We start from the raw sequence: 11,873 nt of genomic DNA on the forward strand, positions 1-11,873 counted from the left end.
CAGCGGATCGTCGGGGGGCAAATGCGGTTGCAGCCCTTTCCAGAACGACGAATAGATACGGTATTGCCCGCCCGATCCGGTGGTCACCTCTTCCAGCCGCGCCAGATGATTGCCGTCGTAGCGACAAAGGCGGTCGCCCAGTGACTCGTCGATTTTCCGCCACCACGGCTCGTAATGGCGGAGCGCGTGGATCTGCCCGGCGCCGGTCTGGTCGAGCAGTTCGGCCAGCACCCGATCCGCGCGGCCACGACGCAGGATCAGTTTGCTGCCCTTCTTCTCCAGCCCCGCCGCCAGCGCGGCAAGGCTGTGATGAAGCCACCAGCGCTGCGCCTCCCCCATGCGCCATGCATCGGGCGTTTCGTCATCGAGGACATAGACGGGGATCACCGGCCCCTCATGCGCCGCCGCGACCAGCGCGGGTTGATCGTGGAGGCGAAGATCCTGCCGGAACCAGACAATCGAAGTCATCGCGCGCCTACGCGCGGGCGCGGTGCGGGGTTCCTGATCCAGGCGTGGCGACCGTGCGGCCGGCCATCACCATCATTCCACGCGCGGTTCCTTGTCGACCATCCACGTCTGCCCCTTGGCGAGCAAGCGGCGCAGGTCGGCGGTCTTGCCCGTGCTGGCCTCACGATTCTGCGTCACCACCGCCGCGTCGAACGTCGGCGCGGGATGGTCGTAGATCACGCCCAGCGCCATCGGGAAGGCGCCGAACGGCATTTCCACCAGCAGATGCGCGATCGTGCGGTTGGTCTTGTCGTGCACCAGCACCGACGGATCGTCTCCCGCCACCACCCGCAGCGTCAGCGTTGACGGGTCGAGCGCGATCCCCTTCGTACCGCCGTCAAAACGCAGCGGCTGGCCATGTTCGACCCACAATTGATTGGCGGTGGCGTTCGCCTTCTCGGTGAAAGGCGCAAAGACATCGTCGTTATAGACGATGCAATTCTGGAAGATCTCGACGAAGCTGGTGCCCTTGTGCGCATGCGCCGCCTTCAACACCGTCGGCAGGCTTTTGTGCACGTCGATCCCGCGCGCAATGAAGCGGGCGCCCGCCCCCAGCGCGAAGGCGCAGGGGTTGGCGGGCCGATCCACCGACCCGAATGGCGTGGACGGGCTTTGCGTGCCCACCCGGCTGGTCGGCGAATATTGCCCCTTGGTCAGGCCGTAGATCTCGTTGTTGAACAGCAGCAGCTGACAATCCAGGTTCCGCCGAAGCAGATGCATCGTATGATTGCCGCCGATCGACAGCGCGTCGCCATCGCCGGTGATGATCCACACGTCGAGATCGGGATTGGCCAGCTTGACGCCGGTCGCGACCGCCGGTGCACGCCCGTGGATCGTATGGAAGCCGTAGGTCTCCATATAATAAGGGAAGCGCGACGAGCAGCCGATGCCGCTGACGAAGACGGTGTTCTCGGGGCGAACCCCCAATTCGGGCATCGTCCGCTGGACCGCTTTCAGGATCGCATAATCGCCGCAGCCTGGGCACCAGCGGACTTCCTGATCGGTTTCCCAATCCTTGGGCTTGGTCGCCGCGAGGGCGGGGGTCATGTCGTTCATCGGGCGGGTCCTGCTACGGCTGGAACTTGACGAAGTTGACGCCAGGCAGGCGTCGCGAACGCTTCCTCAGACGGATTGCGGCGAATGCGCCTCGGGCCGTAGCGAGCCATCGTCATGGCCCGATTGCGGCGTCGGCAGTTGCGCGGCATCGGCGGGCACCTCGCCCCCTTCGTTGCCCGTCACACCGTCGAAGAAGGTGGCGATCGCCGCCTCGATCTCGGCAATGCGAAAGGGCTGGCCGGAAACCTTGTTAAGCGGTCTGGCATCGACCAGGAACTGATCGCGCAGCACGGTCTTGAGCTGCCCGGTGTTCATCTCGGGAACGAGGATATGCCGGAAGCCACGAAGCAGAGCGGCGAGATTACCGGGCATCGGCCAGATATGGCGCAGATGGACATGCGCGACGTCGAGCCCCTTGCGCCGCGCGCGCCGCACCGCCTGATGGATCGGGCCGAAGGTGGAGCCCCAGCCGACCACCACCAGCGTGCCCGACGTCTCCCCGATCGCCACCTGCTGATCGGGCACGCGGATATGATCGACCTTGGCCTTGCGGGTATCGGTCATCTCTTGATGGTTGGCGGGCGAATAGTCGATGTTGCCGGTGCCCTGCTTCTTCTCGATCCCACCGATGCGGTGGAGCAGTCCGGGCGTTCCGGGCTTCACCCACGGCCGCGCGAGCCTGGCATCGCGGCCATAGGGCTCGAAACCGCCCTCCGGCACCGTCTCCATGAACGCTACCGGAAACGGCGTCAGCGTGTCGGGATCGGGCACCTTCCACGGCTCCGCCGCATTGGCGATATAGCCATCGGTCAGCAACATGACGGGCGTCATATATTGAGTGGCGATACGGCACGCCTCGATCGCCACCTCGAAGCAATCGGCGGCGGATCGCGCCGCGATCACGGGCATCGGCGCATCGCCGTTGCGGCCATAGACCGCCTGATAGAGATCCGATTGTTCGGTCTTCGTCGGCAGCCCCGTCGATGGCCCGCCGCGCTGCGAATTGACGATCACGAGCGGCAGTTCGGTCATGATCGCCAGTCCGATCGCCTCGGTCTTCAACGCGATGCCCGGCCCGGACGAGGAGGTGACGCCCAGTTGCCCGGCATAGCTGGCGCCGATCGCGGAGGCGATCGCGGCGATTTCGTCCTCCGCCTGGAAGGTGGTGACGCCGAATTCCTTCAACCGCGACAGATGATGCAGGATCGCCGACGCCGGTGTGATCGGATAGCCACCGAAGAACATCGGCAGGTCGGCGAGTTGCGATCCCGCGACAAGGCCAAGGCTGATCGCTTCGGCACCCGTTACGGTGCGGTACAGACCGGGTTCCGCCGGCGCGGCGGGCAGCGCGTGCTGCTTGGCGATGCCGCCCAGCTCGGCAGTCTCGCCATAGGCATGGCCGGCATTGAGCGCCGCGATATTCGCCTCCGCCAGCGTGGCGTTCTTCGCGAACTTGTTTGCCAGCCAATCGATCAGCGGCTGGCGATCACGATCGAACATCCACAGCGCGAGCCCCAGCGTCCACATATTCTTGCAGCGCAACGCTTCCTTGTTGCCCAGCCCGAACGGCTTCACTGCATCCAATGTCAGCTGTGAGATATTGAGGCGGATCAGCTGCCATTTCGCGAGACTGCCGTCGTCGAGCGGATTGGCGTCATATTTCGCTTTGTCGAGATTGCGTTGCCCGAATTCCCCCTCGTCCGCGATGATCAGCCCGCCGGGGCGCAACGCCTCGACATTGGTCTTCAGCGCGGCCGGGTTCATCGCCACCAGCACGTCGGGCTGATCCCCGGCGGTTTCGATCGCGGTCGAACCGAAATTGATCTGGAAGGCGGAGACGCCGAACAACGTGCCCTGCGGCGCGCGAATCTCGGCGGGGAAATCGGGAAAGGTGGCCAGATCGTTGCCCGCCAGTGCGGTGGAAAGCGTGAACTGCCCGCCGGTCAGCTGCATGCCGTCGCCGCTGTCCCCGGCGAAGCGGACCACGATCGATTCGGGTGCCGGATGGGAGGACGCTTCCTCGCGCGTCACGTCATGGGCAGCGGTCGCCATCGCTCTCCTCGCATATTATGTCACCCCGCCTGCGTGGGAGGGGCGTTGTCCACCAAGGTAGAAGGATCGTGCGTGGGTGCAACTGTTGCTTTTCCGAACATGTCGCCGATCGTGGTGATCACCCGCACATGACGTCGCGCGAGCGCCATCACGTCATCGCCATATCCGCCGCCGACGGTGCTCGCCAGCGGGATGCCACGCGCGATCGCCATCCCGGCCACCAGCCGGTCGCGCGCGTCCAGCCCCTCCTGCGACAGCGCCAGCCGCCCCAGGCGATCGTCGGCGAAGGGATCGACCCCGCCCTGATACAGGATCAGCTCGGGCCGGACATCGTCGATCAGCGGAGCGAGCGTGCGTTCGAGCGCGGCGAGATAGGCGTCGTCGCCCGTCGCATCGGGCAGCGCGACGTCGAGCGTCGAACGCGCCTTGCGCGCGGGGAAGTTCTTCTCGGCGTGAATCGAATAGGTGGCGATGCGCGGCTCCGCGGCGGTCAGCGCGGCGGTGCCGTCGCCCTGATGCACGTCGACATCGACGATCAGCAGGCGCCCGACCGTCCCCTCCCCGATCAGCCGTATCGCGGCGATGGCGAGATCGTTGAACACGCAATAGCCCGCACCGGTCTGCGCCAGCGCATGATGGCTGCCGCCAGCGGTATTGGCGGCAAAACCGTGATCGAGCGCGAGCCGCGCCGCCAGCCAGGTGCCGCCGGGCACGAGTTGCGCGCGGCGCGCGACCGTCTCGCTCACCGGAAAGCCGATGCGCCGCTCCTTTTCGCGCGGGACGGCGGCGGACAGCACTTCGTCGACATAGTCCGCGTCATGCGCCGCCGCCAGCCACGCCACCGGCATCGGTTCGGGTTCGTGCCACCCGACAAGCGGCCCGCGATCGCGCAGCAGATCGCGGATCGCGCCGTTCTTGCCCCAGCGATAGCTGCTGCGGGCGGAGGCTTCGGTGACATAATCGGGGTGGTGGACGACGCGGATCATCCGGCTAAGATAGGTTGCAAATAGCACCTTATGGAGTGGCCCGCATGACCGATACGCTGATCGACCGCCCGCTTATCGATCCGGCCGCCGGGCCGTTCGTCCGGCCGGACGTGCGCGGTTTCCTCGATTACCTCAACAGCGTGCCCGGGCCGAAGATGCACGAACAGACCCCGGCGGACGCGCGCGCGGTCTATCATGCGATGAAGGACATCGCCGATCCGCCGGTCGGCGACCTGGCGGTAATCCAGGACCTGTCGATCCCCGGCCCCGACGGCACGACGATCCCGGCACGGCTGTTCGACGCCCGCGAGTCGCGCGCACCCGGCCCGGTAGTGGTGTTTTTTCACGGCGGCGGTTTCGTGATCGGCAACGTGGATACGCACGCCAGCTTCACCGCGGAAATGGCACGACAGCTCGATCTGCCGGTGGTGTCGGTCGACTATCGGCTGGCCCCCGAAGCGAAATGGCCCGCCGGGCCGGATGATTGCGAAGCGGCGGCGCGCTGGGTGGCGGGCAATGCCGCCGAACTGGGGCGGACCGCGACGTCGCTGGTGCTGGCGGGCGACAGCGCGGGCGGCAATCTGACGATCGTCGTCGCGATGGCGCTGCGCGATCAGCCCGCGGCCGTGCCCGTGGTCGTACAGGCGCCGATCTATCCGGCGGCGGACATGGCGACGGACTATCCCTCATTCAACGACTTCGCCGAGGGCTTCCTGCTTACACGCGACGGCATGCTGTGGTTCGGAGACCATTATGCGGCGGATCCCGCCCACCCCCGCAGCTCGCCGCTGGCGGGCGACCTGACCGCAATGCCCCCCGCTGTGATCATCACCGCCAGCCTCGACCCGATCCGCGACCAGGGCCGCGCTTATGCCGCCGCGCTGATCCGGGCGGGCGTCCCGGTGGTGTTCCGCGAGGCGCAGGGAATCGTTCACGGCTTCATCACGCTCCGCAAGGCGATCCCCTCGGCGGCAGGCGATGTTGCCGGCTACCTGACCGCGCTGCGGGCGGCGATCACCGAATTCGAAGCGCAACGGGTGATGACGCAGGCGGCATAGGCCCGGATCGCGATCGCCCGGTTCCGCGCCACGCCGGGGGTTCTCAAGCCGTGTCCGCGAACCTAGGACAGCGGACATGACCGATATCGCCTCGCTCCCCTATCGTCCGTGCGCGGGCGTGATGCTGCTGAACCGCGACGGACAGGTGTTCGTCGGGCAGCGCCTCGATAACGTGCTGGAAGCGTGGCAGATGCCACAGGGCGGGATCGATCCGGGCGAGGACGCGCACGCGGCCGCCGTCCGTGAATTGTGGGAGGAAACCGGCATCACCGCCGACAAGGTGACGCTGATCGCGACGGCGGCGGACGAACTCTTCTACGATCTGCCGCCGGACATGATCGGAAAGGTGTGGAAGGGGAAATATCGCGGCCAGCGTCAACGCTGGTTCCTGTTCCGCTTCGACGGCGAGGACAGCGACGTCCGCATCGAAACGCCGCATCCGGAATTCCGGGCGTGGCGCTGGGCGGATCCCGCCGACCTGCCGGACCTGATCGTGCCGTTCAAGAAACAGCTCTATACCGATGTGCTCGCGGCCTTCGCCGAGCATCTTCCACGGTGAACGATCGTGCGTAAGAGGGTCGGCGGGATCAGCGGGGCGACGCGATGACCCTGCTCGCCGCGCTGCTCGCCGGTGGCCAGATCAGTGGCCAGATTACCGGGGTTCCGTCCTACATCGTCGTTGCCGCGCCCGAGCCTCCGGCGCCGGTGCTGGGCCCGGTTGGCGTCGACCTCGATACCGTGCCGCCGCCCTCGATCCCCGACGAGATCCGCGCGATGATGGACGCGGCGATGCAGTCCGGCGACGAAAGCGGGATCGACACGATCGTCAAATATGCGCGCGTCGCCGATCCCGGTTCCGGCGACCTGGTTCTGCGCCGGGCGACCGAATGGCGCGAGGCGCGCGCGCGCGAACGCAACCAACGGGTGCGCAGCGCGAGCGCGTTCGAGCTGTGGACCGGCCGGATCGAGGCCGGTGGCTTCGTCTCGACCGGCAATACCGATGTGACCGGCCTGTCCGGCACCGCCGACCTGACGCGCGAGGGGCTGCGCTGGCGGCACCGCTTGCTGGCGCAGGCGGATTTCCAGCGCACTGCCGGAATCACCAGCCGGGAACGCTACGTCGCCGCCTATCAGCCCAACTACAAGCTGAACGAGCGCGGGTACATCTATGGCAACGCGCAATATGAGGCGGATCGCTTCCTGGGGTATGACAATCGATATTCCGCCTCGGTCGGTGCGGGCTATAGCGTGTTCCGCCGCCCCGGGCTGACCACCGATGTCGAACTGGGCCCCGCCTATCGTCAGACCGACCTGACCGACGGCACCACGCAGGGCAGCATCGCGGTGCGCGGCAGCCTCGATCTCGACTGGACGCTGCTCAGCGGGCTGATCGCCAGCCAGGACGCGTCGGTATATGTCGAACGGTACAACAGCACGATCCGCAGCGTCTCCGCGATCGAGGCGAAGCTGCTCGGACCGCTGTCGGCGCGTTTGTCCTATACCGTGCAATATGAAAGCGCCCCGCCCGAGGGTCGGCTGTCCACCGACCGCACCAGCCGCGCGTCACTCGTCTATAGCTTCTGAACCGCCGGGCGGTTTCGCTCGGCCGCGGGAGCGGCTAGGCTGACCGGCATGGAGCAACTATCGCGAGAGGAACGGCGCGCGGTCGAGCGGCTGGACGCGGCGGCGATGCTGGCGCGGGTCGAGCGCTGGGGCGCGGTCAACAGCGGCACGCGCAACGTGGCGGGGTGCGAGGCGATGGCGGCGCTGCTCGCGGACGCCTTCGCCGTGCTGCCGGGCGAGATCCGGCTGATCGAGCCGGAGGCGGCCGAGATCGTCACCGGCGACGGAGCGGTCAAGCCGCTGGCGCACGGCCGCCACCTGCATCTGGCGGTTCGGCCCGGTGCCACGCGCCGCGTGCTGCTGACGGGGCATATGGATACCGTCTATCCGGTCGATCACCCCTTCCAGACGCTCGAATGGCGGGGGGACGGTACGCTCAACGGCCCGGGAGTCGCTGATATGAAGGGCGGGCTGTCGTTGCTGCTGGAGGCGCTGTGCGCGCTGGAGGCGACGGGGACCACGCTCGGTTACGATGTCGTGATCAATTCCGACGAGGAAACCGGCTCGCTGTCGTCCGCCGCGCTGATCGCAGAGACCGCACGGGGCAAGATCGCGGCGCTGACCTACGAACCCGCGCTGCCCGACGGGACGCTGGCGGGCGCGCGGGGCGGCACGGGCAATTTCGCAATCGTCGTCCGTGGGCGCGCGGCGCATGCCGGGCGCAACCCGGAGGAGGGGCGCAACGCGATCGTCGCCGCCGCCGCGATCGCGGTGCGGCTGCATGCCGAACGCTCCCCCAGCCTGGCGGTCAATCCGGCGCGGGTCGATGGCGGCGGTCCGAACAATGTCGTCCCCGACCTGGCGGTGCTGCGGGTCAATTTCCGCCCGCGCGACGCGGCGGAGATCGACCGGGCACGGCGCCTGATCGACGATGCCGTCGCCACGATCGCGGCGCAGCATGATGTCGCGATCAGTGTCCATGGCGGGTTCAATCGCCCTCCCAAGCCGATCGATGCGGGTGCCGCGCGGCTGTTCGCGCTCGTGCATGATGTCGGCACCGCGCTGGACCAGCCGATCGCGTGGCGCGACACCGGCGGGGTTTGCGACGGCAACAATATCGCCGCCTGCGGCGTGCCGGTGATCGACACGATGGGCGTCCGCGGCGGAGCGATCCATTCGATGGAGGAATTCGTGATCGTCGACAGTCTTGCCGAACGGGCCGCGCTGTCGGCGGTGACGATGATGCGGATCGAGCGCGGAGCCTTGGCATGACGTTCGTCGTGCGCGCCGCGGCGGATCGCGATCTCGCCCACCTCTATGAGATGGCGAAGCTGACGGGGGGCGGCTTCACCAATCTGCCCGCCGATCGTCGCGCGCTGACCGCCAAGCTGGAGCGGAGTCATACCGCGTTCGAGCGCGATGAGGCGTCGTTATCGGACGAACAATTCGTGCTGATGCTGGAAAACACCGCCACCGGCGATGTGCGCGGCACCTGCCAGCTGATCACGCAGGTGGGGCAGAAACATCCTTTCTACAGCTATCGTATCGGCACATTGACCCAGCACAGTCGCGAGCTGGACCGCACGTTCCGCGCCGAAATGCTGTCGCTGACCACCGATCTGGAGGGGGCGAGCGAGGTCGGCGGGCTGTTCCTGCATCCGGGGGAGCGCGCCGGGGGGCTGGGACTGTTGCTCGCGCGCAGCCGCTATCTGTTCATGCGCGCGCATCGCACGCGCTTCGCGGATCGCGTGCTCGCCGAGTTGCGCGGCGTCATCGACGAGGCGGGTGGTTCCCCCTTCTGGGACGGTCTCGCCGGGCGCTTCTTCGGAATGAATTTCCAGGAGGCGGATGCGTTCAATGCCGTCAACGGGCATCAGTTCATCGCCGATCTGATGCCCAAGCATCCGGTATATACCGCGATGCTGCCTGAACATGCGCGCGCCGCGATCGGCATGCCGCACCCGTCAGGTCGCGCCGCGATGCGGATGCTGGAGAATGAGGGCTTCGCGTTCGAACATTATATCGACATCTTCGACGGTGGCCCGACGATGACCGCGCGCACCGATCAGGTGCGCACGATCCGCGACGCACGCGACGCCACGATCGTCGCGATCGCCGATGGCGACGGGGAGGAAGCGCTGGTCGCCAGCGGGCGCCTCGCCGCATTCCGCTGCGCCTATGGCCGGATCGCGCCGGCGGCTGATGGCGTGACGCTGGACCCGGCCTGCGCGGCGGCGCTCGGGGTCGCGGCGGGCGATACGATCAGCTGGATCGCGCGCCTGTGACGACCCTTCGTGAGATCAACTTCGACGGGATCATCGGCCCCAGCCATAATTATGCCGGGCTGAGCCCCGGCAATCTGGCCGCCACCGCCAATGCCGGCGCGACCGCGCATCCCCGTGCCGCCGCGCTGCAGGGCATCGCCAAGATGCGCGCGAACCTCGCGCTGGGGCTGGTGCAGGGGGTTTTGCTGCCGCACCCCCGGCCCGATCATGAATGGCTGGACCGGCTCCATACCAATTACGCCGATGCCGATGCGGTGATGAAGGCACGGGCACTGTCCGCCTCCGCGATGTGGGCGGCGAATGCGGCGACCGTCTCCCCCGCGCCCGATTGCGCCGACGGGCGCTGTCACCTGACCGTCGCCAATCTGATGACGATGCCGCATCGCAGCCACGAAGCCCCCGCGACGCTGGCGCAGCTACGGCTTGCCTTCGCGCATCCGGCCTTTGCGGTCCATGACGCGATCCCCGCCCCATTCGGCGACGAGGGCGCGGCGAACCATATGCGGCTGGCGACGCGGCACGACACGGCGGGAATCGAGATCTTCGTGTACGGCGAGGCTGGCGGACGCTTCCCGGCGCGCCAGCATGTCGAGGCATCGCGCGCGATCGCGCGCGCGCATCGCCTCGATGCGGCGCGCGTCCTCTACGTTCAGCAAAGCGAGGCGGCGATCGCGGCTGGCGCATTTCACAACGATGTGGTCGCGGTCGCCAATGAAGGGGTGCTGTTCGCGCACGAACAGGCGTTCGCCAACCCGAACGGCGTGTACGAAGCGCTGCGCGCGATCCTGCCCGAGGTGGCGATCGTCGAGGTGCCCGCCGCGCAGGTATCGCTCGACGACGCGATCGGCTCCTATCTGTTCAATGCCCAACTCGTCACGCCGGCGGATGGCGGGACGACGCTGATCGTGCCGGGCGAGGCGCGCGATCATCCGCGCGTATGGCGCTGGCTGCAGGCGCATCTTGCCGGCAATGGCCCGATCCGCCGTGTCGAGGTGGTGAATGTGCGCGAATCGATGGCGAACGGCGGCGGCCCCGCCTGCCTTCGGCTGCGCGTGGTGGCCGATCCAGCGACGATCGACCCGCGTTTCCTGGTGGATACGGCGACGCTCGATCGGATCGCGGCGGTGGTGAGCGAACATTGGCCCGAATCGCTGCCCGCCGCCGCGATCGGCGATCCACGGCTGATCGAGGACATCACCGCCGCGCGTCGCGCGCTGCTGAGCGCGCTCGATCTGGAGGAACTGGCATGACGCGGCCGCCTGTCGGGTTAATTTACAATTAACCAACCTTGGCTGCGCACAACCGACGTGAATCCGGCACTGGCCCGTATCTTGCTAGTCTGCGGTTATGTGGAAACGCCTCTCCGACCTGTTCATCATCAAGACGAAGTTCGAAGCCTTTCTCGTCATCTATGCGCTCGGCGCGGGGGCGGTGGAGCGTGGGCTGGTGTATCTGCGCCACTACCCCGGCTGGCAGGGCTGGATGCTGTTCGCCGCCTGCACCGCGGCGGTATTCATGGCAGGCGGACGGCTGATCGACTCGATCGACAGCTGATCGCCAGCGGCCGGGGCGACAAGCCCCCGCCTCACTCTACGAACGCGGAATCCACTACCAGGCGGTCGCGATCCCATTCGGGCACCGCATGGATCGGCACCATGAAGGTCTTGCCGTCGGGGCGTTCGATATCGATGACGTCGCCAGCGCCAAAATTCTCCACCGCGATCACCCGCCCGAGCGGGGCGCCGCTGGTGGATATCACCGACAGGCCGAGCAGATCGGCGTGATAATATTCCCCCTCGTCCAGCGGGGGGAGCGCTTCGCGCGGGACCGTCAACTGCGTCCCGCGCAACGCCTCTGCCGCGGTGCGATCGGTCACCTCGGCGAACCGTGCGATCGATCCGTCACGCAGCTTCGTCAGCGTCAGCGCGCCACCGTTGAACGAGCGGTGCGACGCCAGATCCTCGGCGAAGACCTTCAGACGCACCTCGCCCGTCACGCCGTGCGCGCCGGTCACCGCCGCCAGGACGATCGTCCCGGCGGCGGTTTCGGAATCACGGCGCGGGGGAGTCGGTGTCTCCAGCGGGGGCGTCGTTGGCGCCCTCGGCCGGCTCCGGGCTCGAGACCCCGTGGTTTGTGGCGTCTTCGTCATCGTCGGGCGCGGTGCGCGGATCCGGGCCGGACGTGGCATCCGTCATCGTCATCATGGGTTCCTCCAGCATGTCATGGCACACTGCTGCGGAACGCATGATCGCGCGTCGGGATGCCCCGCCCCGCCCCGGCGCCGATTACTGCTCGGCGGTGGCTTCGGCGGCCGGCTCGCTTTCGGCGGCCGGCTCGGCAGCGGCGGCGGTCGCCTCCGCTTCGGC

The 11,873-nt window shown here is 67.4% G+C and carries 13 protein-coding genes; 8 read left to right on the forward strand and 5 right to left on the reverse strand.

The window, feature by feature from the left end; all coding sequences use genetic code 11:
- The 4 genes from ACFDSW_RS10970 to ACFDSW_RS10985 all read right to left on the reverse strand — a co-directional run.
- Positions 1-468: deoxyribodipyrimidine photo-lyase (locus tag ACFDSW_RS10970; protein WP_375250331.1), on the reverse strand; the 468-nt coding region annotated here is incomplete at its 3' end.
- Between the two features lie 72 nt (positions 469-540).
- The gene (locus ACFDSW_RS10975; protein ID WP_375250332.1) at positions 541-1,563 is read right to left on the reverse strand and encodes a 2-oxoacid:ferredoxin oxidoreductase subunit beta; all 1,023 of its coding nucleotides are present in this window, start codon (positions 1,561-1,563) and stop codon (positions 541-543) included.
- Positions 1,564-1,629: 66 nt separating this feature from the next.
- The gene (locus tag ACFDSW_RS10980; RefSeq protein WP_375250333.1) at positions 1,630-3,615 is read right to left on the reverse strand and encodes a 2-oxoacid:acceptor oxidoreductase subunit alpha; all 1,986 of its coding nucleotides are present in this window, start codon (positions 3,613-3,615) and stop codon (positions 1,630-1,632) included.
- Between the two features lie 20 nt (positions 3,616-3,635).
- Positions 3,636-4,601 carry a histone deacetylase gene (locus ACFDSW_RS10985; protein WP_375250334.1) on the reverse strand — a complete coding sequence of 322 codons (966 nt, stop codon included), beginning with the start codon at positions 4,599-4,601 and terminating at the stop codon, positions 3,636-3,638.
- A gap of 44 nt (positions 4,602-4,645) precedes the next feature.
- Here ACFDSW_RS10985 and ACFDSW_RS10990 point away from each other — a divergent pair, with 44 nt between their 5' ends.
- The 7 genes from ACFDSW_RS10990 to ACFDSW_RS11020 all read left to right on the forward strand — a co-directional run bounded on the left by ACFDSW_RS10990 (position 4,646) and on the right by ACFDSW_RS11020 (position 11,061).
- Complete coding sequence (locus ACFDSW_RS10990) at positions 4,646-5,659, forward strand: alpha/beta hydrolase (protein WP_375250335.1); 1,014 nt, start codon at positions 4,646-4,648, stop codon at positions 5,657-5,659.
- Between the two features lie 76 nt (positions 5,660-5,735).
- On the forward strand, positions 5,736-6,218 hold the full coding sequence (locus ACFDSW_RS10995) for an RNA pyrophosphohydrolase (protein WP_375250336.1): 483 nt from the start codon (positions 5,736-5,738) through the stop codon (positions 6,216-6,218).
- Between the two features lie 44 nt (positions 6,219-6,262).
- Positions 6,263-7,243, forward strand: a complete 981-nt coding sequence (locus ACFDSW_RS11000; RefSeq protein ID WP_375250337.1) for a YdiY family protein — start codon at positions 6,263-6,265, stop codon at positions 7,241-7,243.
- 48 nt (positions 7,244-7,291) lie between these two features.
- Positions 7,292-8,494: a hydrolase gene (locus ACFDSW_RS11005; RefSeq protein ID WP_375250338.1), complete on the forward strand. Its 1,203-nt coding sequence runs from the start codon at positions 7,292-7,294 to the stop codon at positions 8,492-8,494.
- Positions 8,491-9,507, forward strand: coding sequence for an arginine N-succinyltransferase (locus ACFDSW_RS11010; RefSeq protein WP_375250339.1), 1,017 nt, complete (start codon positions 8,491-8,493; stop codon positions 9,505-9,507). Before ACFDSW_RS11005 ends, ACFDSW_RS11010 begins: the two co-directional genes overlap by 4 nt.
- Complete coding sequence (locus ACFDSW_RS11015) at positions 9,504-10,757, forward strand: N-succinylarginine dihydrolase (protein ID WP_375250340.1); 1,254 nt, start codon at positions 9,504-9,506, stop codon at positions 10,755-10,757. Before ACFDSW_RS11010 ends, ACFDSW_RS11015 begins: the two co-directional genes overlap by 4 nt.
- Positions 10,758-10,854: 97 nt before the next feature.
- Positions 10,855-11,061 (forward strand): hypothetical protein, encoded by a 207-nt coding sequence (locus ACFDSW_RS11020; RefSeq protein ID WP_375250341.1) that lies wholly within the window; start codon positions 10,855-10,857, stop codon positions 11,059-11,061.
- 31 nt (positions 11,062-11,092) lie between these two features.
- Here ACFDSW_RS11020 and rimM read toward each other — a convergent pair whose 3' ends face one another.
- Positions 11,093-11,536 (reverse strand): ribosome maturation factor RimM, encoded by a 444-nt coding sequence (gene rimM / locus ACFDSW_RS11025; protein ID WP_375250343.1) that lies wholly within the window; start codon positions 11,534-11,536, stop codon positions 11,093-11,095.
- Between the two features lie 152 nt (positions 11,537-11,688).
- Here rimM and ACFDSW_RS11030 point away from each other — a divergent pair.
- Positions 11,689-11,873: hypothetical protein (locus ACFDSW_RS11030; RefSeq protein WP_375250342.1), on the forward strand; the 185-nt coding region annotated here is incomplete at its 3' end.

Origin of the sequence: Sphingomonas sp., from assembly GCF_042091075.1 — a bacterium.
Taxonomy (GTDB): domain Bacteria; phylum Pseudomonadota; class Alphaproteobacteria; order Sphingomonadales; family Sphingomonadaceae; genus Sphingomonas.